This window comes from Streptacidiphilus sp. MAP12-16 (genome assembly GCF_041262165.1).
In the GTDB taxonomy this organism is placed as follows: domain Bacteria; phylum Actinomycetota; class Actinomycetes; order Streptomycetales; family Streptomycetaceae; genus Streptacidiphilus.
Window position 1 is genome coordinate 1 of record NZ_JBGCBY010000051.1, and the last position, 26,004, is coordinate 26,004.

Below are 26,004 nucleotides of genomic sequence, written 5' to 3' on the forward strand. Positions count from 1 at the left end.
CACCACCTGGGACTTACTGTGCGCCGATCCATCCAGAACCTCACCTCCCAGCTATGCCTTTGGACCCGCCACAGCCTGCTGACCCGCACAGCACCGAACACCTACAAGATCACCCCGCCCGACACCTTGACACCACCCCACGGCCCTTAACTTCGCGGCATTGGACCACGACCAGCCAGGTCCAGCGGTCGGCGGCTTCGAGATCGCGCAGTTTGGGGGCGGTCCAGCCGAGTACTTGCTTGAGTGCGCGGAAGGCCGTTCTTCCTCGGCCCGGACATGCGGCCCCCGGAGCCGCACTGCTCGTTCTTCCGCGAGATGGCCAAGACGAACAAGGCAAAGTCCCTCCAGGACTGCACCTACGACTTCCTCGACCTCGACGACTTTCTGGCGAGCCTCGATCCGCCGAGCGATCCGTTGTCGGCCACCGAGGACGACCTGGTGGCCTACCGCGAGTTCTGCACGCAGTACCGCGACGACCCGGTGATGCCCGCGGCGTGGCGGCGACGCCGGACCACGATCAACAAGTTCTACGACTGGGCAGTGGGCACGAAGCTGCTGACGCAGCGGCTGTACTTCCGCAGCGCGAGCGGCCGGGACGTGCCGTCCGTCGATCCTGTGGCCCAATTGGGCGTCCGCCATCGTGTGCTGTTCCCGTCCGAGTTGGCAGGGTCTTCGACAAGATCAGCAATCGGACGACGCTGGTCCTGCCCGCCGCCCAGGAACATCTGGGCGACCCCGTGGTCGCCGAGGCACTCGGCATCACCGTCCAGCAGGGGGCTGCTCGAAGACATGCGTGCCCGAAGGGCCCCGACTACCACACGCTCAGTTCAGGTCGGCCCGCTCGCTCCGAGCGACCCGCCGTGCCGCCGTGAACGCGGAGAACTGCGCGGTCGCACTGACGATCACCACCAGATCCGCCCACCGGCCGAGTGGCGGTACGGCGAGCAGCGCGACAGCCGCCAGCGTGCACGCGGACACCCCGAGCAGCGAAAGGCCGACGTAGCCGCTGCCCCTGGCCGTGCGGAGCATCGGCCGCAGGAGCAGTGGTGGGATCTGCCTCAGGACCCACACCGCCCACAGCGCCCAGCACAGGACGAGCAGCGCCAACAGGACTCCCCGAGTCGGCCAGGAGGCATCTCCTGCCGTCCCCAGGACGGTCATGTCGGCCACGAGCAGCCCGACCAACGAGATCCAGCGGGCGCGCGCGAGCAGCCGTACCGCCATCACACGCAGGTTGAAGGTGCCAAGCCCCACACCCCGGTCCGCTGCCGCGACGGCCGCGAAGCCCTGCGCCGCGGCGAAATGGTCACCTTGCTTCATCAGGAGCCGGGAGAGGTTGTTGCGGGAGCCCCGGTGCTCCGGATCGCGGCCCAGCGCCTCGCGGTAGCAGGCTTCGGCCTCCTCCGGGTGCTTCAGCCGCTCGGCGACGCACCCGACGATGAAGTGTGCGACGGCGTTTTCCGGTCCCAGTTGCCGACCCCGGGTGGCCGCCTGGTAGGCAGCTTCCCCGATCTGCGACCGCGGGTCGGCCAGGGCGATCATGGCGGTCAGCACGTGGCCGAACCAGAACTCCGGTTCCAGCCGCAGCGACTCCCGCGCCGCTGCCGACGCCTCGGTCAACCGCTTCGAGCCGAGGAGGGCCAATGCGCGCAGCCGCCACGCCACCGCTTCTCCCGGTGCCGCCGCGATCGCCTGGTCTGCGGCATGCAGGGCCCCCGGGTAGTCCTCCAGTCCATGGCAGCACCTGGCCATCGCACACCAGGCGGCGCTGCTGCCGGCGTCCTCGGCGAGCGCTTGGGCCAGCAGTGGCCTTGCCTGGGCAAAGCGGTTCATGTCCAACAGTGCCGTGGCGCGGCTCAGCCGGACCGTGGAACCACCGTCCCCGCTCACAGCTTGCGGCTCCGCTTCAGATACGCAACGAGGTCGTCGTACGCGCCGCCCTCGTTCGCGAACATCGCCACATTGCGGGCTGCGGCGAACCAGGACTCGATGGAGGGCTTGACTTCCTTGACGGCCGCGAGCAGATCCGCGGTCCCGATCATGCGGACGGTGCCGCTCGCCGCGGAATCCAGCAGGGCTGCCTCGGCCGCCGTCTCGCACAGATGCGCGAGGTCGGCTCCTGAGTAACCGTCAGTCCGCTTGGCCAGCTTCGTCAGATCCACGCCTTCCACCGGACGGTCCCTGAGGTGGTATCGCAGGATGGACTCCCGGGCCTCCTGGTCCGGTGGCAGCACCAGCAGGGTGCGGTCGAGGCGGCCTGGGCGACGCAGCGCATTGTCCACGTCCCAGGGCGAGTTGGTGGCCGCGAGCACGAACACGCCTTCGTTCTCGTGCTGGGCTCCGTCAAGTTCCGTCAGCAGTTGGTTGACGGTGCCACGCATGGCGTTGTGGCGCATACTGCTGCGTTTGCCACCCAAGGCGTCGATCTCGTCGAGGAAGACCACACAGGGCGCGTTGCGACGAGCGGCGGCGAAAACCTCGTGCAGATTGCGCTCGGACTGACCGATGTACATGTCGAGCACGTCGCTGAGGCTCACCGAGAGGAACTTGGCGCCCAACTCCCCTGCCACGGCGCGGGCGATGAAGGTCTTGCCGCAGCCGGGAGGGCCGTAGAGCAGCAGTCCGCCACGCAGTGACTTGCCGTACAGGCGGCGCAGTTCGGGGTTGCGCATCGGCGCGAGGAAGGCCGCCTCCAGGCGCCGTTTGACCTCGGTCATGCCACCCACGTCGGTGAGGCCGACGCGGGTGGTCTCTATGTCCCAGGCGAACTGGTCACCGGGGTCGTCCTCGCCATCGGCGGCGGCCGGCTCCACGAACCGTGGCTGGACGACGTCGCTGAGCTGTTGCTCGGCGGAACGCCAGTCGAATCCGGCCCGCTCCGGGCCCGGCTCCTGCGCCGGCAGGGTCGGTACCGCCGGGGCCTGCGGCCCCGCGCCCATCGCCCGCATCATCAGCTCCCGCGCCTGCGCACTGTCCGGTTCGTGCTGGAGGGCTGCCGCCACCTGCGCAATGGCCTGCTGCGTCTCACCGGCGTCCAGGAGCAGGCCGGCGAGGTGCAGGCGCAGGGGTATGTCCATCGGCGCCGCCTCGACGGCGGCCCGCAGACTGCGGATCAGCGGGGTGTCATCTGCCATGGTGAGACCTTAGCCTGCGTGTTTCAGCCACACGGCTCCGCGCCCGCGGGCCTGCCGCGGGCGACAGGGCGGCGGGCAGACGCTCAGGTCGGACAGCCGACGTGGGCGAGGGCCTGCTTCAGCACGATCCCCTGCCCGCCGGGCATCTCCTGCTGGACCAGGTGGGACGCGGGCTCCTGCGGGGTGAACCAGCCCAGGTCGAGAGCGTTGCTGCCGGGGACGGCAGTCTCCGGTGACCGGGACGATGTAGGCCTGCGCCGGTCGCTGACCTCGACGATGATGTCGACTGCAGTGGTGCGCAGCCGGAGCTTTCACGTGTCTATGGAGCACACAGCGACTGTGAAGGTGCGGCCGTCCTCGGTTCGGTAGGTGATTTGGTCGCCCAGGGCCTTCCATAGCAGTGCCTTGCCGAGTGGCGAGTCCGGGGTGGTGGTGTCGTCGATTTCACCGGAGGGGATCGCGGCGATTTCATAGATGGTGGCGTCCGAGTCACCCTCGTAGGTGATCCCGACCAGGGCGCCGGGGACGACGATCGGGTTTCTGGGATCGGTGTGGCCCTGAGTCACCCAGGCCAGGATTTCGCGGAGGAAGTCGCGGCGTTGTTCGAGTCGCGTCCGGGCCTGCTCGTACTTTCTCTTCTGGGCCGCCAGGGCTGACGCATCCACAGCGATGAACTGTGGAGCTGGCTCGGCGAGTTCACGTTCGATCCGTGCGCGTTCGTGGTGAACCCGCTGGTAGGCCTGGACGGGCAGGCGATCGACCTGGATGCCTGCTGGACGGCGGCTGGTGCGTGGCGGAGCGCTTTGCCGCCGAGCCGCAGCCTGGCGGGCAGCGGCCTTTGAGTCGGGGGCCGCATTCGTTGTGGCGGATGCGCTGCGTGGACCGGCATTCGACTTTGAGCGAAGCAGCCGGATGGGACTGCGGAAGGACTGCGCCTCGGCCGAATCCGTGGGAAAGTGCTGCACGAGTCCCACGGGGTGGCCGTCCGTGTCCTGTACGGGGACATCGCGGCCGTCGACGATCGCTTGGAGCAAGGCGCGCACCTCATAGGGAAACAGTTGCGCGACGACCTTGTTGTTACGCGTGATCTCCACGAAGCCGTCGTCGGCCCAACCGGTGGTTCCCTGGAACCAGCGCGCCTGCCCGTTCGGCGTACCTTGAGGGCCTGGGACTGGAGCGAGGCGCTTTTCGGTGACAGCACGGTGCGCTGCTGCGGCCTCGTTGGGGCGAATCCACTCGACGACCTTGTAACCGGCGGGCACATCGACGAACCTGTGCGGGGCCGATGCTATTAGCGGAGCTGCCTCGAGCGTCTCTTGGCTGCCTTGTCCGAGGGTGGAAGCGGGCTCGGGCTGGGCGGCGCGTGCTGTGGAGGCTTTGCCGTCGGCGGGCTGGGAGTCGATTGCCCGTTCGACGGCATCGCGGAGTCGCCGCTCGGCGTTGGCACGGTCGCGATACCAGTCGGTTCCCCAGATGCGGTGAAGGTTCCAGCCGAGTCCCTGAAGGATCCCCTCGCGCAGCCGGTCGCGGTCGCGGGCAGCCTTGGAGGAGTGGTACATCGCGCCATCGCACTCAATACCCAGGGCGAACCGTCCAGCCTTGCGCGGGTGCCGGATTCCCAGGTCGATCCTGTAGCCGGCGATACCGACCTGAGGCTGGACGTCGTAGCCCCAGCCCTGGAGGACGTTCAGGACCGACTCCTCGAAGGGGCTCTCCGGCATTGCGGCAGGATCGAGTTCCTGCTCGGACAGCACGACGGGACCGCGGTCGGCGTACTGGAGGTACCGCCGCAGGTGGTTGAGGCTCTTGCTGCCGGTCTCCCTCATCTGGTCCGGGTCGAAGGAAGCGACGACCTCCACTCGGTAGCGGGCCCGTGTGATCGCCACGTTGAGGCGGCGCCAGCCTTCGCTCTGGTTCATCGGGCCGAAGCGCATGGTGAGTTTGCCGGTCTGGTCGGGGCCGTACCCGATAGACATGATGATCACATCGCGTTCGTCTCCCTGCACCGTCTCCAGGTTCTTGACGAAGAAGCCGTCGAGTCGGCCCTCGGAGAAGCACACGTCCAGGTCGGGGCGGGAGCGGCGAGCGTTGTCCACGGCATCCTGGATGGCGAGGGCCTGGGACTGGGACAGGGCAACGACGCCGAGGGACCTGTCTTTGCGCGTGCTGAAGTGTTCGATGACGCGCCGGGCGACCTCTTCCGCTTCGCGAGGGTTGTTCCGCGCAGCGGAACCTGCCCGGTAGGCGCCGTCCGGCACGCGGAAGAACGCCACGCCGACGTCGTCCCCCTCGGCCTGTGCGCCAGGGAAAGTGATCATCGAGTCGTCGTAGAACTCCCGGGCGGATCACATCGTCGATGCTGGGTTCGTCGACCCGGAAGTCGATGATCCCGGCCAGCCGTGCCAGTGCCGTGACGATCTGACCGGCAGTCAACTCGAAGCGGTCAAAACGAACGGCGAACTGCTTAGGATCCTCGCCGGGCTCGACGGTCGCCCGGGGTATGGCGGCCCTCACGGCGTCCGGTTCAACCGGCTCTGCGGTATGGACGTGCAGCAGGCGGTCCCGCGCGTACGCGTCCTTGAGGGCCTCCAGTTGGCCGTCGAAGATGATCGACCCGTCGTCGATGATCACCAGGCGCCTGCAGATTCCTTCGATGTCCTGCAGATCGTGGCTGGTGAGCATGATGGTCGTGCCCTCGTCGCGCATCTCCCGCAGGAAGGTGCGAACGTTGTCCTTGACTGCAATGTCCAGCCCGATGGTCGGCTCGTCCAGGTAGGCCACTCGGGGGCCGTGTATCAGCGCTGCGGCGAGATCCGCCCGCATCCTCTGCCCGAGCGAAAGCCGGCGCGCCACGAGGGGCATGATCTCTCCGAGGCCGAGCACCTCGTCGAACTTCTTCAGCCGCTTGCGGTAGAGCGCATGGTCCACCCCGTAGATGTCGCGCAGGGTCTCGAGCGAATCCGCGACAGGCAGGTCCAGCCAGAGCTGCGTCCGCTGTCCGAACAGTACCCCGATCCTGTCCGCGACCGCGGTCCGGTCCTGATGGGGAACCAGCCCGTCGATGCGGACCTCGCCGGCAGTGGGCACCAGGATGCCACTGGGCTTCCGACCGAGCGCCGCGTCCAGAACTACTTCGGTGTCCGGTGTGACCCGTCGCTCCCGTACGAAGCGGACTATGCCCCGCCGGCAGTCCCAGGCAAGCAGCAGATCCCGGTCTCCCGCCGTAACTTCATCGAGCTGTGCGAACAGCTCACAGTGGAGGACGAGAAGGTCTTCGAGAGCCTTTGGCGCCGCCTTGGCCTCTCGGTCGACTGGAACCACACCTACCAGACCATCGACAGTCGGGCCCGGGCGGTGTCACAGCGCATGTTCCTGCGCAACCTCGCACGTGGTGAGGCGTACCAGGCCGAGGCGCCGACCCTGTGGGACGTGACCTTCCAGACTGCGGTCGCCCAGGCCGAGTTGGAGGACCGTGAGCGGCCCAGTGCCTATCACCACCTGTTGTTCGCCTCGGATGCCGGCCAGACGCTGGAAATCGCGACGACCCGCCCCGAGCTTCTTCCTGCCTGCGTTGCCGTCGTGGCGCACCCCGACGACGAGCGCTACCAGAAGCTGTTCGGCACCACGGTTCGCACACCCGTCTTCGGCGTCGAGGTGCCCGTCCTGGCGCACCGGCTGGCGGACCCCGAAAAGGGGACTGGTGCCGCCATGATCTGTACGTTCGGTGACACCACCGACGTGGTGTGGTGGCGTGAACTGAACCTTCCCACCCGCTCGGTCCTTGGGCGTGACGGGCGCTTCCTTCAGGACGCGCCGGCTGTCCTCGAATCCGAGGATGCCAAGGCCGCGTACGCGCGGCTCGCGGGAGCGACGCCGCACACGGCCCGCGAACGACTGGTGGAGATGCTGCGCGCTGGCGGTGCCCTGCTCGGCGAGCCCCGCCCGTTCACCCATACGGTCAAGTTCTACGAGAAGGGCGACAAGCCGCTCGAGATCGTCACCAGCCGTCAGTGGTACCTGCGGAACGGCGGCCGGGATGCCGCCCTGCGCGAAAGACTACTGGAACGCGGCGAAGAACTGACGTGGCATCCCGAGCATATGCACAACCGCTACCGGTCCTGGGTGGAGGGCCTGGCCGGGGACTGGTTGATCAGTCGCCAGCGCTACTTCGGCGTCCCGGTGCCGGTGTGGTACCGCCTCGACAGTGTCGGCAACCCAACCGACGAGCTGATCGTCCCGTCGGAAGAGTCGCTGCCTATCGACCCGAGCAGTGATACCCCGCCTGGTTACGAGGACGGCCAACGGGACGTCCCAAGTGGGTTCACAGGCGACCCCGACGTGATGGACACCTGGGCCACGTCCTCGCTCACACCGCAGATCGCCGGCGGCTGGGGATACGACGACGACCTGTTCCAGCGGGTCTTCCCGATGGACCTGCGCCCCCAGGCCCACGAGATCATCCGCACGTGGCTGTTCTCCACCGTGGTCCGTGCGGATCTGGAGCATGACGCTCTCCCGTGGGAGCACGCGTCGATCAGCGGGTGGATCCTGGACCCGGACCGCAAGAAGATGTCCAAATCGAAGGGTAACGTCGTCACTCCGCTGGATCTTCTGGACCAGCACGGGTCGGATGCGGTGAGGTACTGGGCGGTGTGTGCCCGGCCGGGCACGGACACGGCTTTCGAGATCGCCCAGATGAAGATCGGCCGCCGCCTGGCGATCAAGATCCTCAATGTCTCGAAGTTCGTCCTCGGCCTCGGCGTTGGCCAGCCACAGGTGTCGGCGAGCAGGCCCATCGACCAAGCCCTCATGGCTCACCTTGCCCAGGTGGTGGAGGAGGCCACCGCTCAGCTTGAGGGCTACGACTATGCTCGCGCACTCGAGACGATCGAGCGGTGCTTTTGGGCGTTCTGCGACGACTGCGTCGAACTGGTGAAGAACCGTGCCTACGGCGAGGGCGGCGAGGACGATGCCGCTTCGGCCAGGGCCGCACTCTCGTCCGCCTTGTCGGTGCTGCTGCGGCTCCTCGCACCGTTCTTGCCGTTTGCCACCGAAGAAGCCTGGAGTTGGTGGCAGGAGGGCTCTGTGCACCGTGCGCAGTGGCCGAGCGTGGCCGACCTTCAGGGGCAGGGATCGAAGGGAGATGCCCAGCTCCTGAGCGTCTCGGCCGGAGCCCTCACGGCCATTCGAAAGGCGAAGAGCGCCGCCCAGCTTTCGATGCGGGCCGAGGTCGCCAAGGTGACTGCCACCGGCCCGGCTCCTCTGCTGGCTGCGCTGCGTCAGGTGATGGCAGATGTGCAGTCCGCTGGGCACGTTGCCGAGGTGGTTTTCGAACCGGCCGACAGCAACGGTGTCACCTATGTGATCACCTTGTAGTCGAGCGACCCGTAACGGCGGCGCCGACCTCTCGGCGGGGTCTGGTGCCGCCGTTTTCCGTTTCGCGGAGGGCCAGTCGGCGACTTGGATCGGGTGCCTCGTGTTTCGCGGTTCCTGAGGGTCTCTCGTGTTTCGCGGTTCTTGGTGGTCATGTTCCGGCGATTGCCCAGGCGGTGAGGACGGCCTGGATTTCTTCGGGTTGTGCCTGGTGGGGGCGTGGGTTGCGAAATCTGTGGGCGATGATGACGCAGCGGAGTTTGGCGGTCATGTCTTCGAAGGAGGGCTGGGTCTTGGTGGTGTACCAGCGGGCCCGGAGGCGGTGCTCCTCGGCGTCGGTGGGTTGGTGGCCGGCCAGCGCGTACCAGGTGAGCGTGACCGTGTAGGCGAGCAGGCCGAAGGGGACGGTGCGTTCCACGGCGGTCTGGGTGCGGTTGCGGGCCTCGCCGACACCGAGGTTCTGGCGTGCGTCGTGAAAAGTGGTCTCGATGGACCAGCGGGCCGCGTAGCGTTCCACGATGTGCCGGGGCGTGCTGGTGAGGTCGGTGGTGACCAGGGCCAGGCCGTAGCCGCGGTTCAGGCCGGTGCCCGGTCCGCAGCGCTCGTCCCAGACCAGGATGACGCGCAGGGGTTGGCTGTGGAAGGAGCCGTACCACAGGCAGATCCGGTCGGCCAGGAACACGGTGTCGGTGCGGCCGTAGCGCAGGACCCTGGCACGGTGCCAGTCCAGGAGTTGGGAAATCTCGGCGGGTGTGCCCAGGCGTGGGCCGCGGGTGCGTGGACGTCCCTTCTTTCCGGTCCGTGGGGGTGGGAGTTCGTGCAGCACGGAGGTGGTCTTCAGGCGGCTGGTCCAGGTGATCTGAGGGTTCAGGCCACGCAGGTGTTCGCCCACGTAGGCGGCGTCGCCGACGGCATGGAGGGTGCGGTCGGGGAAGTGGGCGGCGAGGAGTTCGGTCATCTCGCGGGCCAGGGCGATCTTGCCGGTGCGACGTGGGCGCCACAGTCGGGCCAGGACCGGCAGGCATACCGGTCTGGTCGGGAAGGGCACTGTCACGATGATCCAGGCCACGACCCAGCAGTTGCCGAACCCTGCCGGTCGGGGTCCTTTGGCGGCGCCGTCGTGTTGCCAGGCGGCACCGAAGACCTTGCGGCCGGAGCGCTTGAACAGGGTGTCGTCCACGGCCACCACCAGCGGCATACCCATTGGCAGGAGGCGCTCGACGATCAGAGCGGCCAGTGCCAGTCCGACCTCGTCGACCGACCAGCGCGCGGTGGAGAAGAACCGGTGGGCCCGGGCACGGTGCCAGACCCGCTCCAGCCCGATGCCCAGGAGCATCCCGCACACGGTGCGGCGGCGCGTCTGCGCGATCATCCCAGTCAGCAGCACGCAGAACCTGCGAAACGTCGGCGCGGTGAAGCAGGACCGGCAAACCAGCAGAAGAGCGGACAACGACGGCGGTATCGTTTTCTCAGGAAGCATCGGCGGATCACTCTCAACCGGGGTGAAACAGACACCGCCGATGCTTCCTTTGCGTCCGTCACCACCCCTACCAAGTAGAGGACTTCATCCCTCGATCGAGTGGGTCACCGCAAACCAGTCCACCACTCTTGTGATCCAAAAAGTGCGAAACACGAGGGGTCTGTGGGTGCCGATTATCCATCCAGCCAGGCCAGCGGCCTGATGGCCGTTCGACCCTGCCCGCTGGTTTGGCACGGTCCGGAGCCGGTCCGATCGAAGGATCGCGGCCTGTGCGTGCCGAAAACCCTGTCACCCTATGCGACCTGCGCGTATTCGTCGATGAGACCGCCAAGGCGGTCGCGCCCGACAACACGCGATCGGTCATCGGCAGCGGGCGGTTCAGGTGTGCCGACATCGTCGGGGCAGCGTTGTCCGAGTGATCGGTGCGGCCGATGCTCGTTGTGATGGGCCGCGTACTCGTCGACGATCAGGCGAAGGTGACGTTCTCCGGTGATCAGGACACGGTCGATGGCCTCGTGTCTGCAGGATCCGACCCAGCGCTCGGCGATCGCGTTCATCCGGGGCACGCCGGGAAGGATGGGCACCACGCGGGCGCCGAGGCCGGTGAAGACTGCGCCGAAGCCCTCGGTGAAGTAGCCGGCATTGTCGCGGATCAGATAGCGGATGCCGGCGGTGTGCACATCGTCCAGGGTGTGCCGCTCGAAAATACGAATTTGGTCGTGTGAGCTGCGGTGATATCGGTTGGTCAGGCTGCTTGGTGGTACTCGTTGATCAGGCCGCCGAGGATGGATTTTCGTCGGATGCGGTGGGCTTGGAGGTCGTCGGCGGGGTGCGGCGGGGGAGTGTGTGCGCTGTTTGGTGGGAGCTGTTGCCGGGCCTGGTGGGGGCGGTGTTCGTTGTAGTGCTGGATGTACTGGGTGAGGACAGTGTGGGCGTGGGCTTGGTTGATGATGAGGATTCGGTCGAGAGCTTCGCGGCGTAGGGTCCCTACGACTCGTTCGCAGATCGCGTTGGCTCGCGGGGCCCGGGGCGGGGTGAGGAGGACTTCTATATCGACGTTCCCGCGCGGCTGGTCGCTGACCTCGCCCTGCTGACCGCGCACCGCGCCGACCTGGTCGCTGACCGGGTGCGGATGATCAACCGGCTGCGCGACACCCTGACTGGCATTTTCCCACCACAAGGGCGCGCTGGTGCTGCTGACCGGCTTCCAGACCCCGGCCGCATGTCCGTCCACCGCCACGCCGCCCGCACCGACACCCAACCGCAGCTGGTCGTCGTACGCCCCCAGGTGTCACGAATCCTCCGACTACTCCGTCTGGAAAGAGAGTTCGACACCAGAGGCGGTTCACCCACGGCCGAGCCCGCCGCAACGTCGCCGCCCGGCCCTCGCCCCTCTGTGCGTGCCCTGGCACACTGGTCAGAACGTCGGCCACTTCGGTGTTGTGTGGTGGCCGGTCCGACAGCCGGTGCAGCTGGCCGGCCCGCTGGTCATGTCGTCCGCAGCCTCAGCACATGCGGAAGCGTGCGGTGAGCAGGTCTGCGTCGCGGGAGGAGGGGCCGACCAGGAGGTCGAAGTCTCCGGGTTCGACGGTGCGTCGGCCGTCCGCGTCGATGATGCTGCAGTCTGCGGCGGGGAATTCAAGGGCGAGTTCCGTGCACTGACCGGGTGCGAGGTCGATCTGGTAGTGCGCCTTGAGCTCTTTGTCGGCCCAGGTGGTCGAGGTCACCAGATCCCGGATGTAGACCTGGACTGTCTCCCGGGCTGGTCGAGAGCCCGTGTTGGTCAGGGTGACCGTTGCTCGGACGGATTCCTCGGCCCGGAGGTCGGATGCAGTGGCCCGCAGGTCGGAGTAGGCAACCTGGGTGTAGCTGAGGCCGTGGCCGAAGGCGAACTGCGGCTCCTGGCTCAGATCGGCGTATCGGTCGCCGTGCTGGCCGCGCAACTGGTTGTAGTAGACAGGCTGCTGGCCCACGTGCCGGGGAACGGTGACGGGCAGTCGGCCGCTCGGCTCGACCAGGCCGAGCAGGAGTTCCGCCAGGGCCTGGCCGCCGCGCATCCCGGGGCTGAACGCCTGGATCAGGGCCGACGCACCGAGGGCCGACTGCGGCAGCACCATGGGCTTCGAGCTGATCACGACGACCACGAGCGGTTTGCCAGTGGCGGCAAGGGCGTCGAGCAGAGCGATCTGTCCGCCCACCAGTTCCAGGGTGGCGGTGGACCGCGATTCGCCGATCAGACCGATGGTGTCGCCGACGACAGCGACCACGAGGTCGGACTGCTCAGCGGCGGCGACGGCCTCGCGGAGCAGTTCCGGATCGGGGTCGGCGGGCACCGCCACCTCGGGGGCGGGCTGTCCGTCGGGAAGCAGTGGGCCGTTCGGATTCGGCCCGAATTCGGCGATGCGGGCTCCCGGGGCATGGGCAACCGTCCACCCCTCAGGCGCCAGGGCCTGCAGTCCGTCGAGGAGAGTCTGAGTGAGGTGCCTGGGCTGCCCGTCGGTCAGCCAGTCGGCCTGGCCGGAGCCGCCGGCCCAGTCGCCGAGCTGGGCATCGGCGTCGTCCGCGTTGGGGCCGACCAGCGCGATCCGCCGGGGCGGGACCGGGGTCGCCGGTATGGCGCGGCCGTCGGCGCCGGGGGCGGCCTCGGACAGGAGGGGCAGGGTGCCGTCATTGGTGAGCAGTACCAGGCTGCGCCGGGCGCTCTCCAGGTTCAGTGCCGCGTGGTCGGCATGACCCACGACAGCAGCCTGGCGTGCTGGATCTGGGCGGCGGGGGTTCTCGAACAGTCCGAGGTCGAACTTGAGGGTCAGGATACGGCGGACCGCGGCATCGATCTCCGTCTCTGTGAGCAGCCCCCGGCTGATGGCCTCCTGTGCGCCCTTGAAGAACTGAGGGGTCGTCATGATCAGGTCGTTCCCGGCGCGGACGGCGCTGGCGGCGGCCTCGGCATAGTCGACGCAGACCTTCTGTTCCCAGACCATCCGGCCGACGTTGTCCCAGTCGGTGACGAGGGTGCCGGTGTAGTTCCACTCCTCGCGCAGGACCTCACGCAGCAGCCAGCGGTTGGCGGTGATGGGGATGCCGTCGATGGACTGGTAGCCGATCATGAAGGTGCGGCAGCCTTCGCGCGCGACCCGTTCGAAGGGCGGCAGGAACCAGGATCGCAGCTTGCGGCGGCTGAGGTCGGCCTCGCTGGCGTCGCGGCCGCCTTGGGTCTCCGAGTAGCCGGCGAAGTGTTTGGCGCAGGCGAGGATCGCAGTGGGGTCGTCCAATCCGTCGCCCTGGTACCCGCGGACCATGGCAGAAGCCAGCTCGCCGATGAGGTAGGGGTCTTCGCCGAAGGTCTCGCCGACCCGGCCCCAGCGTAGGTCGCGAGTGATGCACAGGACCGGCGAGAAGGTCCAGTGGACGCCGGTGGCGGAGATCTCGACGGCGCTGGCACGCGCGATTCGCTCGACCAGTCCCTGGTCCCAGGAGGAGGCCATACCCAGCTGGCTCGGGTAGATGGTGGCACCGGGGAAGAACGAGTGGCCGTGAATACAGTCCTCACCGACCAGCAGCGGAATGCTCAGGCGGGTCCGCTCGGCGAGGTCCATGGCCTGCGTCAGCCGCTCCGGGGAGGCGTGCAGGATCGAGCCCGCGTACAGGTCCTCGATCTGGTGTCGGACATCCTCCATCGCGTTGAGCTGCAGCATCTGCCCGACCTTCTCCGGCAGCGTCATCCGGGCCAGCAAGTCGTCGATGCGTTCCGCGGTGGACAGGGTCGGGTCCAGGTAGGGGAGGTCGGTCACAGTTACTCATCCAGTCTGAGAGAAACGGACTGCGCACTCCGCGCGGGCAGGATGCGGCGCGGGGCAGCTGTGGAGCGGAGCCCCTTGCACAAGGGCAGGGAAGAAGAGCGAGAGAGCGCTCTCTCACCTCTGGAATGCTACTGGGTTGACGCGAAACTGTCAGTAACCCCGGCGCCGCGCAGGTCTGGGACGGCTACCGCGGAGGCCTTCGGCAGGACTCGTCATCCCAGCTCGGACGGATCCCTCGCCCACGTGACTGCAACGCTGGGCACACTGCGGCCGTCGCCGTGAACTCGGCTCCAAAGGTCTGATCGCGGTGCGATTTCCGACAGATCGTCAATTTAGGTTCACTTCATGCGAGATAGGCGTCCACCGCCCGGTGGCGGGATCCTCGGGCTGCTCAGCGGCCGCGTGGGCCAAACTCATTGACGGTTCGTGGGCATTGTGGAAAAGTTCGTCGACATGAGAGAGAGCGCTCTCTCACAACTTGCGACAGATACAGCGGGGGACGCACGTGGCTCGGCTCGACTACCTTCCGGACTGGCCCGAACTACGTTCGGACACACCCGTGGATCCGGCTCTGGAGCAGTTCATCCGAGGCGTTCTGGCTCAGATGACGGTCGAGGAGAAGCTCGGGCAGATGATCCAGCCCGACCTGGTGGAGCTGACCGCCGAGGACGTGCGCGCGTATCTGTGGGTGCCGATTATTCATCCGGCCAGCTCAGCGGCCTGATGGCCGTTGGAGGCAGCGAGCCGGGATGGCGCGGTCCGGAGTCCGTATGATCACCGGATCGCGGTAGGTGAGCGGCATGATGGTCTTGTGCTGCGACTGGCCTACCTTGCGATGTCGAACACCCTCGCCCTCATACGCCTGCTGCCGATGAGTGACCGGGACAAGGACGTCGAGATTCTTGCGCTGCGGCACCAGCTCGCCGTCCTGCAACGCCAGGTCGACAGACCCGTGTTCACTGCGGGCGATGGGTCCGGTTCGGCGTGGGGCGGGGTCGATGCCGGCGGCGTGCAGGATCTCCCAGACCGTGGAGGGGGCGATCGGGTGTCCCAGGCGGGCGAGTTCGCCCTGGATCCGGCGGTGGCCCCACTGGGGATTCTCGATGGCAAGGCGCAGTACCAGCTCTTTGAGGACAGTCGAGGTGGGTGGTCGGCCGTTGCTGCTGCGGCGCGCGGAGTAGTCCCACTTCTTGGCGAGGAACCGGCGGTGCCACGCAAGGGGCGTGCCGGGGGTGACGGGGAAGACCGTGGCCCCAGAAATGGCGGGGGATTAGCGAGGACAGGGTTGCCAGCCAGAACCGGTCGGCATGTTCATAGCGGACCGGGCCCTTGAGTTGGCGGCGCAGGACCGTGTTCTCGTGCCGCAGGACCAGCAGTTCGGCGTCCTTGGCGGTGTCCCGTTGCAGCAGGACCGCCGGTATGGACAGCAGGCTCCGGGCAGCGCGGTAGAGCAGCGATACGATCATGGCGACAGCATCCCAGTCGCCATTCACCCACGCTCGCAATCGCTGAGCTGCAGCGATGACTTTACGAGCCCGACACCATCGCGAACTGCGACACACGAGACGTCCCCAACTTCGGCAAACACCCCAGCACCGCCCAGAAGTACACCTTCCACACCGAAGTCACGGTCATGGAATACGGGCTTGCACTCCGCTGGCGACGCTAAACGCAGCGGCGTTGGGCGTATCAGACCCCGCCGATCACATACGTGTCCTATGACCTGCAACTTCAGGATGAAACAAGCTCATTGCGTCACGGTGTCGGTTCGCCGTAGGCCGCGGCGATGTCCTGGGAGCCGCTCCACCGGCTGTAGGTGGGTGACTGCGGCCAGCCTTCGGGCGAGTCCTGCCATTCCTCCTGTCGGCCGTATGGGAGAAGGTCGATCAGGCCGAAGGTGTAGCCGAGTTGCTCAGTGCCGCGGCCGTTGGTGTGCCAGGTGCGGTAGACGGTGTCGCCGTCGCGTAGAAAAACGTTGACGGCGAATCCGCCGCCGGGAGGCGCGCCAACGTCGGTGCCGAACGGGCTGTTCGCCGTGGAGTACCAAGTCATCTTATTGCCGACTCGGCGCTTGTAGTCCAGTGCCTCGTCGATCGGGCCCTGCGTGACGATGACGAATCTTGCGTCGAAGGTCTTCAACGCTTCCAGTCGGGTGAACTGCGACGTGAAGCCGGTGCAGCCCGGGCACTGCCACTCCTTGCCCGGCCACCACATGTGGTTGTAGACGATCAGCTGCGACATGCCGTCGAAGATGTCGGCCAGCCGGACGGGCCCCTGCTCGCCTTCGAGCGTGTAGTCGGGCATACGCGTCATCGGCAGGCAGCGGCGCTGGGTGGCGATCGCGTCGAGCTCGCGGGTCGCGGCCTTCTCCCGGATACGCAGCGCATCGAGTTCACGCTGCCAGGTTTCGGCATCGACGACGGACGGCAGTGCCTTGGCGTTCATCAAACCCCCCGATCGAGCGTACGGACAGCGGTCGTCATGTTAGCGCGCCGCTACTCAGCCGAGGAGTGTGTCAGCAGCCAGTTGAAGGGCTTGCAGTCATTCAAACCTTCAGGGGCGATCTGACGCGGTGGGCGTTCTTGTTTCTGCGACGTTCTGGATCGGATCGGTGTCAACTGTGGTCGGTGACGAGGACCAGGTCACCTCTCCGATCGTTCGGGGCTGGCGTTTTGCTCCGATGCGGCGGGGAAGTCGGCGGGTCCCGGGTCTTGCGGAGCGGGGAGAGGAGGAGGATCAGACCGGCGAGGGGAACTCCGACTGTTGTGATCCACATGGCTTCGCGGCAGGCCGAGGAGGGTGCCGAGCGCACCGGCGAGGATCGCGCCGATGGGGATCGTGCCGTAGTTCAGGAACGCTGTGCTGGCGGTGAGGCGGCCGAGCAGGTCGGGCGGGCAGTAGCTCTGCTGGAAGCTCGCTTTGATGACGTTGCCAGCGACTACGCCCGCCGAGACGCAGATTCCTGCGGTCACGTAGAGCAGGGTCCCGGCTCCGCTGGTGGTGAGTGGGATGAGCAGGGCCGCCAGCGGAAGCCCCGGACAACCCCGGCTCAAATCAACGGCGTTGCCTGACCGGCGGCGCGAACACTGCGGGTGCCGATTATTCATCCGGCCAGCTCAGCGGCCTGATGGCCGTTGGAGGCGGCGAGCCGGGATGGCGCGGTCCGGAGTCCGTATGATCACCGGATCGCGGTAGGTGAGCGGCATGATGGTCTTGTGTTGCGACTGGTCTACATTGCGATGACGAACACCTTCGCCCTCATACGTCTGCTGCCGATGAGCGACCGTGACAAGGACGTTGAGATTCTTGCGCTGCGCCACCAGCTCGCCGTTCTGCAACGCCAGGTCGGCAGACCCGTGTTCACCTTGGGCGACCGCACCCTGCTGGCTGCGCTCCTGCACCATCTGCCGATGGCCAAGCTGCGTCAGCACCAGCTGATGGTGCGCCCGGACACGCTGCTGCGCTGGCACCGCGACCTGCTCAAACGTCGGCACGCCGCGACGTGTGCGCCCAAGCGGCCCGGGCGGCCGCGCACCCTGCGCTCGATCCGGGCCATGGTCCTGCGACTGGCGCGGGAGAACAGCTCGTGGGGCTACCGCAGAATCCACGGCGAACTCGCCGCCCTGGGCATCAAGACCGCCGCATCCACGGTATGGGAGATCTTGAGGGAGCACGGCATCGACCCCGCGCCGCAGCGAGACCGCACCACCTGGGCAGCCTTCCTGCGCTCCCAGGCCGATGCCCTGCTGGCCTGCGACTTCCTGGAGACCCGCACCCTGACGGGTACCCGGTTGTACATCTTCGCGGTGATCGAGCACGCCAACCGGCGCGTCCGCATCCTCGGTGCCACCACCGCGCCCACGGCAGACTGGACCACCCAGCTCGCCCGAAACCTCGTCATGGACCCCCAGGACGCCGGAAGCAGAGCTGCGTTCATGATCCGCGACCGGGACTCCAAGTTCACCGCCGCATTCGACGCAGTCCTTGCCGACGCCGGGCTCCGGATCGTCCTCAGCGGCATCCGGACACCGCGGATGAACGCGATCATGGAGCGCTGGGTGGGAACCTGCAAGCGCGAACTCCTGGACCGGACCTTGATCTGGAACCAAGCCCACCTCCTGCATGCACTCCGCGAGTTGAGCATTTCTACAACGGGCACCGCCCCCACCGCACACTTCGCAGCGCCGCCCCACTGCGACCGCTGTCCGACCCGATCGTCGAACCCACCCGACTGGATCACCTGCGCATCCGGCGGAAGGACCGGCTCGGGGGAGTGCTCCACGAGTACCAACACGCTGCCTGAGCAGGCCGGATGAGAAATCGGCACCCACAGTGTCGGAGGCTTGGTCAGACAGACGGTGGCAGACTGGCGGCACATCGAAACTCCGGCTGGCGTGGGCGACTTGGCGGTCACCCGGGCCAACCGGAGTTTCGTTGCTTTCGTGGCGGCCCAGCAGCAACGGGCCACGGCGCCGCTTGCCTGCAGCCTCACATGATTACCCGGGCTCTGGACAGGTGCGGCCGCCCCGCGACCATGCAGACGGCGCCTGAACAGCAAGTATTCGGTTGCAGGGACGACTCACGACGGTGAGAATCGGCGGTTGTCCAGGTCCTGGGCACCCAGCCGACCATGCCCAGCGCGGTGTGTCATTCAAGGAGATCACCATGGCAGCCGCGGACACGGCAGACGAGAAGTCCTGGTACGCGGTTCGCTGTGTGTTCCAGTGGGATGCCTGGGAGGGCACACCGTATGAGGAGCGCCTGACGCTGTGGCAGGCCGTCTCGATGGACCAGGCCATCGCCAGGGCTGAGAGCGAGGCACGGACCTATGCCGGGGAAAACGGCCATCGCTACCTGGAGTTGGCCCAGTGCTATCGCCTGGCCACGGCAGGACGGCCGGACGACGGCGACGAGGTCTTCTCTCTCTTGCGCGACAGTCCCCTCGGCGAGGAAGCGCATCTGGACCACTATTTCGATACCGGCCGCGAGCACCAGGGCACCACGGCCGAGGGATGACGGCCGCACCATTCGGGCTGTGCAGCATCATGAGGTCAGCCCCCAACGGATGTCCCCACAGAGTCGCTGCCCGGCCTCCACCCCACCTTGAGTCGATCCCTAACCCAGGATCGACCTCCTGGATGCCCTCAAACCAGCCGACGAGCTTGATCACCAGGACTTTGAATCAGCCCTGCCATGGCGGTCAGCGGTCGCGTGCCAGGAGATCGTGGCCGGAGCCTCACCCTGAACCTTCTCCTGCTCACTCATCCCCGCAGGCTATCGACGCCGCTCACCCCACGTCCGACGAAGCCGAAAATCCTCCCCGCAACGCCCCTGGTGACTGCACGAACGGACGGTGCTGGACTCGGAAGTCGGCAGAAGATGCTTCGGAGGTTGACCTTCGCGTATGCGGCCAACCATCATGGAAGCTAAGGCACTCTCGTTTTGGAAACTAAAATTCCGGCTCTATCTACAGCAAGAGGGTTTTATGTCACTCCAGGTTCGCTACACGATCATTGACTGCTTCGATCCATCGAGCCAGGCAAAATTCTGGTGCGATGTCCTTGATGCTAAAATTGTCGGAATTGGAGAGAGTATTCTTATCGAATATTCGTCCGGCATTCTCGGAAAAAGTCAGATCTACCTCAATCAAGCATCGTCAGCCATTGAGGCACGCGGAAAGATTCTTTGGCTTCGACCCGAAGTTGAGACTTTGGAAAATGAGGTGAGTCGGCTTCTCGATCTTGGCGCTACGCTCACCGCCAAGAGGCATTACGGATGGGGTCTTGGCGAGGTGGACATGGCCGACCCGGAGGGAAATAGGTTTGTAGTGAGTTCCAGCGAAGCCGAGGAATCCCAGCTAGATTGGCTGATGGAAACCCAGGAAAGGGACGCACAAATCCCATTTTGGGCGGATGCGGAAGTCCGACCCCACGAAGGGGAAAGTCGTCCAGCAACGGCGGTGTTCATTCACGACACCCGCGGTTCGTGATCTGCGGCAGCGCGGTCTTGGCCGGCACATCGGGAACATGCATGCAGCCACCGCTATCATGATCTTTTGCGATAAAGGATCAGAGCGCGGTGGCCGTAGAGGGCACGGCAGTACAGACGATGCCGTGGGGGCGCCTCGACCTCAACTGTGCAGCCAGAAATGCGATCTGACGGCCCGGCGGGGCACGCAGGCCCATGCCCCCAGCCTTCCGCAGCCGCAGCCGCAGCCGCAGCCGCAACCGCAACGGCCTGCCGGGCGAGCTGGCAGGCCGTCACGAAAGGCCGAGATTATGCGCAGGCCAGTGCGGCGGAATCGCCGTATTCTGCGTCGCTTCCGTACTTCCCCTGCCACTCGATGGTGAGGCTTGATTCGGTGTTGAACTCAGAGTTCGACGCAAAGCTGGCACACTTGTAGCTGGTCTGGTAGGTCTTCGCCTTACAGGCGGTCCAACCATAGTCAGTTTGAGCCACGGTAACCCAGTTGCCGTAGGGTTCCTGCTTGCGCAGGGCAATGACCACGTGGCAGGCGTCCGGCGGCGGCACCGTGCAGGTCATAGGCGCCTGCCCATATACCGGACCGTGGTAGGTCACGAAGAACGGCTTTTGCGCCGGTATTACGCAACCAGCCACTCCTGCGGCCGTCGCATTGGTCGATGCAGTTTCACCCGATACCGCCGACCTTCCGATGGTTACGCTTGTTGCTCCCTTGTGCGGAACAGGAGTCGATGCGTCGGCATTCGAAATCGTTCCGACGAGGGCAACCGCTGCGATTCCCATGATGGCAATGGGCTTACGCATGACTGATCCCTTCAATTGTGGAATGTCGACGAACCGTCAACAATTGTGACCGTACGGCAGGAGTACCAACTCCAGCAATCGAGGTTTATTGGTTTGGCCTAAAACAGTCGCCAGCGGCTGGAATCGAAAGGTGATATGGGTAGCTCTGGGGTAATTTCCGGATCTCGGCAGCCCGCGCCGCCTGTGGGAGAAGGCCGAGAGCATCCTGGACGCCTACGACCAGGCCGACTGCCCGCCCCCGCAGGCCTTCACTCTGGAGGTCACCTCGGCCGCGCAGGTGCTGCGGCACACGCGCCGGCCCGATCCCCACCTCGCCCGCAGCTGACACCACCCAAGCTTGAGCGGCTCAAGAATGGCAGAGAACCAGAATCGGTCCGCCGGCTGGTAGCGCACGCGCGAGGCCAACTGCCAGCGTAGCACGGCGTTCTCGTGCCGCAGGACGACCGGTGAAGATGCCCTCCCACTCGATCAGAGCCTCCTCGACATCGAAGTTGCCGAAGGTCAGGGACTCGAAGACCCCGTCGGGACCACCCTCCGCGACAGCAGCGGCAGCTTCGGCGTCCGGTGCCACGAAGAACTTGATGACGATGCTCACCGGGGCATAGTGCCTGTTCCAGCGGGCCCGGTCTACCTGCCAGCGGCCAGCAGAAGCCGACCTGCCGACCCGGGATGCTGTCCGCCCACAGGCCAAGATCAAGATCTGCAGCTGGAGTACTAGGTTCACCATGAGATCGGGTACAGGTTTCATGGCACCGGCGTCCTGCGGTGCCCTAGCGTCGTGCCATGACGATTCCAGCTGGACTGAGACGCACGGTCCTCCGGGCGCGGCGGGACAGCGCCTTTCTTGCCGCTGGTGTGCTGCCGCACCTGGCGCTGGTGCCCGTGTGGGCCTGGGCGGCGGCGACTACCGCCAGGACGGGGAACTGGCTCCTTACGGTTTCCATGTCGGCCGCCCTGGTCCTGCTCGGCACCCCGGTGCTGACGGCCGTTCAGCGGGCTCGCTACCGGGTGCTCATCGGTGTGGACGTCCCCCGGCTCACCCCCACCGCGCCGGAACAATGGACGTGGGCCTCGACCGCCCGGTGGCTCGCGGCGACGCGGCCTTGGCGCAAGATCGGCTACCACCTCCTGCTGGGCCCGCTGCTCGGGCTGCTGGAGCTGCTGGTGCTCGCGGTGGCAGCGGCGTGCCTGGCGGGCGTCATCGCCTACGCCTGGTCATGGGCGCTGCCAACCGGAATCCGCCAGGACTGGTTCGGCTACCTGACCCAGCTGCCGGCTTACACAGCGGCTGGACTCCTCCTCCTGTGCGCCCTGCCCTGGACCGCGCGGGCAGTAGCCCGGGCCGAGGCGCGGCTGGCGTTGGGCCTGCTCGGGCCCAGCCGGGCGCAGCGGCTCCAGGAGCGGGTCGATCAGCTGGCCGTGAGCCGGACCGACTTGATCGAGGCCGTCGACGCGGAGCGCCGCCGGATCGAGCGCGACCTGCACGACGGCACCCAGCAGCGGTTGGTGTCTCTCGCGGTCAACCTGGGTCTGGCCATGGCCACCCGCCCGGACCTGCCGAGTGATGCCCGCGAGGTGATCGCGAGAGCGCACCTGGAGGCGAAGGAGGCGATCGCCGAACTCAATGACCTGGTGCGGGGGCTGCACCCGGCCGTGCTCGAAGACCGAGGTCTGGACGCGGCGTTGTCCGGGCTGGCTGCCCGCACGCCCCTGCCGGTGCGGCTGCGGGTCAATCTGGAGGAGCGGGTGGCGCCCAACGTGGAGTCAGTCGCGTACTTCGTGATCTCTGAGGCGCTGACCAATGCAACGAAGCACGCCAACGCGATGCGTGCAGAGGTGATAGTCCGTCAGGTCGGCGAGGTGCTGCGAGTGCGCGTTACCGACGACGGGCTGGGCGGTGCCGACGCCGCCGACGGCACGGGGCTGACCGGGCTGGCCAAGCGGGTCGGCTCCCTCGATGGGGCCTTCCACGTCAGCAGCCCCGTTGGCGGGCCCACTACCATCACCGCGGAGCTGCCGTGCGCGCGGTGATCGCCGAGGATTCGGTGTTGTTGCGGGTCGGCCTGATCAAGGTGCTGGAGATGGGCGGGTTCCAGGTCGCCGCGGAAGCCGGCGACGCGGAGGGGCTGTTGGCGGCAGTGGCGGAGCACCGGCCCGAACTCGCCTTGATCGACGTCCGGATGCCGCCCGGCTTCACCGACGAGGGGGTGCGGGCGGCGATGGAGATCCGTCGGCGCTGGCCGGGGACGCCGGTGGTGCTGCTTTCGCAGTACGTGGAGGAGCGGTACGCGGCTGACCTGCTGTCTGCGAACACCAGCGGTGTGGGCTACCTGCTCAAGCAGCGGGTTGCCGATGTCGCCGACTTCGTGGCGGCGGTCCGGCGAGTGGCGGACGGGGGCACGGCCCTGGACCCGCAGGTCGTCGCCCAGTTGCTGCTGCGGCGCGACAGCGACCCGCTCGCGCGGCTGACCCCCCGCGAACGGGAGGTGCTCGGCCTGATGGCCGAGGGGCGCTCCAATGCCGGCATCGCGCAGGCGCTGGTGGTCAGCGAGAGCGCCGTGGCGAAGCACATCAACAACATCTTCGCCAAGCTTGACCTGCCCGTGGTCGACGCGGACCACCGCCGCGTCCTGGCCGTGCTGCGGTTCCTCGGAGCGTCCCGGGCCTGACCTTCCCATCCGTGATCACGATCTACGGCTGGAGTCAACACCGCTGAGTTAGCGCGGGAGGCGGCAGGTCAAGGGGGTTGAACGACGCAACGGAACTCCTGTAGATCAACTTTCGACCAAGAGAGTTGATCAAGGAGTTCCGTTGCAGGAGAAGTCTGTCATCACCCGCGAGGTCGAGGTAGCCGGAGGCGTGTTCGCACCGGGGCATCTGGGAGAACTCACCCAGGTGGTGGACTTCGCCCTGGTCGATGCGGTTGCGCAGCAATCGGCGGTTGTGGACGTTGATGGCGGGTGATGTCTGCTGTGAGGCGTCGGGTGGCAGTTGTCCTCGGGATCGGTGGGGCCTGTGCCCGTTGTAGTGGTCCGCGATGCGGCACGAGCGGCATCGTAGGGGGCCCGGACGGTGCGCGTACGCGATCAACCACGACCGCGCTCGCGCCGGCCGATGCGGGCGAGCGACCAGGCGATCGGGAGGCAGGGTCAGACGCCCGGGAACACCTGCAGCAGTTCGGGGACCACCTCGTGGCCGGGCAGTTCTGCCGAGGTCCGGTCCGGGTCCAGCCGCCCGTAGACGAGTCGCAGCAGCTCCTCGGCGGGCAGGACCAGGTCCACCGGCCCGGTGCCCGAGGCGGAGGCGAGCTCGACGTCGGGCCCGGTGGTGAGTGTGAACCGGCGCTGCGGGTCGGCCGTCTCGACCGCGAGGACGCGGGGTTCGGCGGCGGCCCGGCCGGCCCGCGCCGCAGTGCCGGGCAGCACGTCGATCAGCAAGTGGACCGCGTCAGGGGACACCACGGCAGATGAGTCCAGGGCCACGGCGATGTCCCAGGTGTGCAGTGCGTGCTCGCCCAGGCGCATGGCCAAGAGGCCAGCCAGGTCGATGTCGCGCCCGAACAGGGACACCCGGAACCGGGCCCGGTCGGTGCCGGACAGTCCCTCGATCCGGGAGACGAGGGCCTCGTTGGCCTTCACGCTGTCGGCCGCCTGGGCCTCGGGGGACCTGCCGTTCCAGGCGTCCCACAGGGGCTGGAACTGCTCCATGCCCGGGGTCGGGGATCCGTTCAGGCCCGCGTCCAGGGCTAGGTCGAAGATCTCGGACTGGCTGCCCAGGTGCGAGGCGACCTGGGCGATGGACCAGTCGTCGTCGTAGGACGGGTGCTGTACCTGCTCGGCGTCGAGCGGCGCCAGCAGGGCGGCGAAGCGGTTCTGCGAGGTGCGTACTGCCGAGATCCAGGCGTCAAGGTCAGGCATGGGGGTTCCGATCAGTCGCCGGCTCGATCCGAGCCGGATGAGGTGCATACCGGCCTACCGCGTGTGTACTGGATCCACTGTAATAAAGGACGCGCTGCCGCACCGCCAGTCCCGCCCGTCAGTCCTGCCCGGCGCCGGCCTCGATCTTCTGCTTTGTCCCAGGCAGGTCGGTGACCGCGCCGACCAGGCCGAGTGCGCGGGCCAGCACGAGATCGCGCGGCATGTCGACCGTGAGGGGCTCAAGAACTCATCGCTGCAGGTGAGGTACGTGAGGGTCGGCGCTCTGCGACGCTGTGGCAGTGATCGTTTCGCTGGTGTACCGCACTGTCCTGGGACTGCTGTCGCTGCCGGAGCTGCTGCTCCGGCGGGAGGCATCGGTGGAGGCCGAGCTGCTGGTCCTGCGGTACGAGAACGCCGTGCTGCGCAGGCAGTTGACCTCTCCCGTACGCTACCAGCCCGGCGGACCGGTTCTGGTTCTCCGCCCTGTCCTCCCTGATACCCCGGCACCGCTGGGCTCGCGTCTTCCCCGTTACTCCGGGCACCGTACTGGCCCGGCACCGCAGGCTGATCGCACGCAAGTGGGACTACAGCGCACGCCGTAAACGTGTCGGGCGCCCACCCTCGTCCGCGGCGCTGAGGAAGCTGGTCCTGCGCCTGGCAGCCGAGAATCCCAGGTGGGGGCATCGACGCATCCACGGCGAACTGGCCCGGCTGGGGCACCCGGTGGCATCGGGCACGGTGTGGAACATCCTGCATGCGGCCGGGATCGACCCGGCGCCGCGACGCCACGGACCAAGCTGGACACAGTTCCTGACCGCCCAGGCCCAGGGCATCGTCGCGGCGGACTTCTTCCACCTCGACACGGCGCTGGGCCAACGCCTCTACGCCATGGCCTTCCTGGAACACGGCACCCGCCGACTGCACCTCACCCCCGCGACCGCGCACCCCACCGGGCAGTGGGCGGTCCAGCAGGCCCGCGAGTTCACCACGGCGATGGCTGATCGCGGCGGACAGGCCAGGTTCCTGCTCCGCGACCGGGACGCGAAGTACACCGCCTCCTTCGACGCCGTCTTCACCGCCGAGGACGCAGAAGTCCTGCTCAGCGCCCCGCGCACACCCAAGATGAACGCCCACTGCGAGCGAGTGATCGGAACCGTACGCCGCGAGGCCCTCGACCACGTCCTGATCACGAACACGTCCCACGCCACGAAAGTCCTCGCCGAGTTCGCGGACCACTACAACCGGCACAGACCGCACCGATCCCGAGGACAACTGTCACCCGACGCCCCGCAGCAGACACCACCCGCCATCAACATCCAGAACCGCCGACTGCTGCGCACCCGCGTACTTGGAGGAGTGATCAACGAGTACCACTACACCGCTTGACCAGCAGCGATGAATAAATGGGCCCTACAGGTCCCCTCGTGTTTCGCACTTTTTGGATCACCTATGCGGTGGACTGGTGTGCGGTGACTCAGTCGATCGAGTGGTGAAGTCCCCTACTTGGTAGGGGT

At 66.9% G+C, this 26,004-nt stretch carries 21 protein-coding genes and 6 pseudogenes; 11 read left to right on the forward strand and 16 right to left on the reverse strand.

All coding sequences use genetic code 11. The features are described from left to right. Positions 1–822 precede the first annotated feature (822 nt). From ABIA33_RS36890 to ABIA33_RS36910, 5 genes and pseudogenes are all read right to left on the reverse strand, one after another. On the reverse strand, positions 823–1,890 hold the full coding sequence (locus ABIA33_RS36890) for a tetratricopeptide repeat protein (RefSeq protein ID WP_370088376.1): 1,068 nt from the start codon (positions 1,888–1,890) through the stop codon (positions 823–825). Then, entirely contained in the window at positions 1,887–3,134 is a 1,248-nt protein-coding gene (locus ABIA33_RS36895; RefSeq protein ID WP_370088378.1) for a 26S protease regulatory subunit, read from the reverse strand. The genes ABIA33_RS36890 and ABIA33_RS36895 overlap by 4 nt, the downstream gene beginning before the upstream one ends. 83 nt (positions 3,135–3,217) lie before the next feature. Further along, positions 3,218–3,389: pseudogene (locus ABIA33_RS36900) on the reverse strand (DUF4916 domain-containing protein); the annotation flags it as partial. A gap of 56 nt (positions 3,390–3,445) precedes the next feature. Then, complete coding sequence (locus ABIA33_RS36905) at positions 3,446–5,407, reverse strand: AAA domain-containing protein (RefSeq protein WP_370088380.1); 1,962 nt, start codon at positions 5,405–5,407, stop codon at positions 3,446–3,448. Between the two features lie 544 nt (positions 5,408–5,951). Further along, positions 5,952–6,221: pseudogene (locus ABIA33_RS36910) on the reverse strand (ABC transporter ATP-binding protein); the annotation flags it as partial. Here ABIA33_RS36910 and valS point away from each other — a divergent pair. Beyond that, a complete protein-coding gene (valS, locus tag ABIA33_RS36915; protein ID WP_370088411.1) occupies positions 6,177–8,510 on the forward strand; it encodes a valine--tRNA ligase in 2,334 nt (777 codons plus the stop codon). The pseudogene ABIA33_RS36910 and the gene valS overlap by 45 nt on opposite strands. Before the next feature lie 148 nt (positions 8,511–8,658). Here valS and ABIA33_RS36920 read toward each other — a convergent pair whose 3' ends face one another. The 3 genes from ABIA33_RS36920 to ABIA33_RS36930 all read right to left on the reverse strand — a co-directional run bounded on the left by ABIA33_RS36920 (position 8,659) and on the right by ABIA33_RS36930 (position 11,089). Continuing rightward, positions 8,659–9,987 (reverse strand): transposase, encoded by a 1,329-nt coding sequence (locus ABIA33_RS36920; RefSeq protein WP_370088382.1) that lies wholly within the window; start codon positions 9,985–9,987, stop codon positions 8,659–8,661. Between the two features lie 293 nt (positions 9,988–10,280). Further along, the gene (locus ABIA33_RS36925) at positions 10,281–10,667 is read right to left on the reverse strand and encodes an integrase core domain-containing protein (protein WP_370088384.1); all 387 of its coding nucleotides are present in this window, start codon (positions 10,665–10,667) and stop codon (positions 10,281–10,283) included. Positions 10,668–10,732: 65 nt separating this feature from the next. After that, entirely contained in the window at positions 10,733–11,089 is a 357-nt protein-coding gene (locus ABIA33_RS36930) for an integrase core domain-containing protein (protein WP_370088413.1), read from the reverse strand. On the opposite strand from ABIA33_RS36930, the pseudogene ABIA33_RS36935 reads away from it, so the two are divergent. Then, positions 11,048–11,210: pseudogene (locus tag ABIA33_RS36935) on the forward strand (transposase); the annotation flags it as partial. The gene ABIA33_RS36930 and the pseudogene ABIA33_RS36935 sit on opposite strands and share 42 nt — an antisense overlap. A gap of 282 nt (positions 11,211–11,492) precedes the next feature. On the opposite strand, the gene ABIA33_RS36940 reads toward ABIA33_RS36935, so the two are convergent. Beyond that, positions 11,493–13,778, reverse strand: a complete 2,286-nt coding sequence (locus ABIA33_RS36940; RefSeq protein WP_370088386.1) for a glycoside hydrolase family 3 N-terminal domain-containing protein — start codon at positions 13,776–13,778, stop codon at positions 11,493–11,495. Positions 13,779–14,292: 514 nt separating this feature from the next. Between ABIA33_RS36940 and ABIA33_RS36945 the strand changes: the two genes are divergently transcribed. After that, positions 14,293–14,511, forward strand: a complete 219-nt coding sequence (locus ABIA33_RS36945) for a hypothetical protein (RefSeq protein ID WP_370088388.1) — start codon at positions 14,293–14,295, stop codon at positions 14,509–14,511. A 237-nt stretch (positions 14,512–14,748) separates the two neighbouring features. On the opposite strand, the pseudogene ABIA33_RS36950 reads toward ABIA33_RS36945, so the two are convergent. The 4 genes and pseudogenes from ABIA33_RS36950 to ABIA33_RS36965 all read right to left on the reverse strand — a co-directional run. Further along, positions 14,749–15,253: pseudogene (locus ABIA33_RS36950) on the reverse strand (helix-turn-helix domain-containing protein); the annotation flags it as partial. A 289-nt stretch (positions 15,254–15,542) separates the two neighbouring features. Next, positions 15,543–16,232, reverse strand: coding sequence for a DUF899 domain-containing protein (locus ABIA33_RS36955; RefSeq protein WP_370088390.1), 690 nt, complete (start codon positions 16,230–16,232; stop codon positions 15,543–15,545). 169 nt (positions 16,233–16,401) lie between these two features. Next, positions 16,402–16,822: pseudogene (locus ABIA33_RS36960) on the reverse strand (MFS transporter); the annotation flags it as partial. 81 nt (positions 16,823–16,903) lie between these two features. Next, a complete protein-coding gene (locus ABIA33_RS36965) occupies positions 16,904–17,218 on the reverse strand; it encodes a hypothetical protein (protein WP_370088415.1) in 315 nt (104 codons plus the stop codon). On the opposite strand from ABIA33_RS36965, the pseudogene ABIA33_RS36970 reads away from it, so the two are divergent. The 3 genes and pseudogenes from ABIA33_RS36970 to ABIA33_RS36980 all read left to right on the forward strand — a co-directional run bounded on the left by ABIA33_RS36970 (position 17,099) and on the right by ABIA33_RS36980 (position 19,776). Further along, positions 17,099–18,090, forward strand: a pseudogene (locus ABIA33_RS36970) (integrase core domain-containing protein). The gene ABIA33_RS36965 and the pseudogene ABIA33_RS36970 overlap by 120 nt on opposite strands. A 362-nt stretch (positions 18,091–18,452) precedes the next feature. Beyond that, entirely contained in the window at positions 18,453–18,803 is a 351-nt protein-coding gene (locus ABIA33_RS36975; RefSeq protein WP_370088392.1) for a hypothetical protein, read from the forward strand. 388 nt (positions 18,804–19,191) lie between these two features. Continuing rightward, positions 19,192–19,776 (forward strand): VOC family protein, encoded by a 585-nt coding sequence (locus ABIA33_RS36980; protein ID WP_370088394.1) that lies wholly within the window; start codon positions 19,192–19,194, stop codon positions 19,774–19,776. Between the two features lie 287 nt (positions 19,777–20,063). Here ABIA33_RS36980 and ABIA33_RS36985 read toward each other — a convergent pair whose 3' ends face one another. Continuing rightward, the gene (locus tag ABIA33_RS36985; RefSeq protein ID WP_370088396.1) at positions 20,064–20,573 is read right to left on the reverse strand and encodes a hypothetical protein; all 510 of its coding nucleotides are present in this window, start codon (positions 20,571–20,573) and stop codon (positions 20,064–20,066) included. 346 nt (positions 20,574–20,919) lie between these two features. Then, the gene (locus ABIA33_RS36990; protein WP_370088398.1) at positions 20,920–21,168 is read right to left on the reverse strand and encodes a hypothetical protein; all 249 of its coding nucleotides are present in this window, start codon (positions 21,166–21,168) and stop codon (positions 20,920–20,922) included. A 188-nt stretch (positions 21,169–21,356) separates the two neighbouring features. Here ABIA33_RS36990 and ABIA33_RS36995 point away from each other — a divergent pair, with 188 nt between their 5' ends. From ABIA33_RS36995 to ABIA33_RS37005, 3 genes are all read left to right on the forward strand, one after another. After that, complete coding sequence (locus ABIA33_RS36995; RefSeq protein WP_370088400.1) at positions 21,357–22,604, forward strand: sensor histidine kinase; 1,248 nt, start codon at positions 21,357–21,359, stop codon at positions 22,602–22,604. Next, a complete protein-coding gene (locus tag ABIA33_RS37000) occupies positions 22,592–23,242 on the forward strand; it encodes a response regulator transcription factor (protein ID WP_143600460.1) in 651 nt (216 codons plus the stop codon). Before ABIA33_RS36995 ends, ABIA33_RS37000 begins: the two co-directional genes overlap by 13 nt. A gap of 142 nt (positions 23,243–23,384) precedes the next feature. Next, a complete protein-coding gene (locus ABIA33_RS37005; RefSeq protein ID WP_370088403.1) occupies positions 23,385–23,537 on the forward strand; it encodes a hypothetical protein in 153 nt (50 codons plus the stop codon). A 185-nt stretch (positions 23,538–23,722) separates the two neighbouring features. Here the strand turns inward: ABIA33_RS37005 and ABIA33_RS37010 are convergent, their stop codons facing one another. Continuing rightward, the gene (locus ABIA33_RS37010; protein ID WP_370088405.1) at positions 23,723–24,490 is read right to left on the reverse strand and encodes a maleylpyruvate isomerase family mycothiol-dependent enzyme; all 768 of its coding nucleotides are present in this window, start codon (positions 24,488–24,490) and stop codon (positions 23,723–23,725) included. A 299-nt stretch (positions 24,491–24,789) separates the two neighbouring features. Here ABIA33_RS37010 and ABIA33_RS37015 point away from each other — a divergent pair, with 299 nt between their 5' ends. Together ABIA33_RS37015 and ABIA33_RS37020 are read left to right on the forward strand one after the other, a co-directional pair. Beyond that, entirely contained in the window at positions 24,790–25,092 is a 303-nt protein-coding gene (locus ABIA33_RS37015; RefSeq protein WP_370088407.1) for a hypothetical protein, read from the forward strand. Positions 25,093–25,213: 121 nt separating this feature from the next. After that, complete coding sequence (locus ABIA33_RS37020; protein WP_370088409.1) at positions 25,214–25,876, forward strand: integrase core domain-containing protein; 663 nt, start codon at positions 25,214–25,216, stop codon at positions 25,874–25,876. Positions 25,877–26,004: the final 128 nt, after the last annotated feature.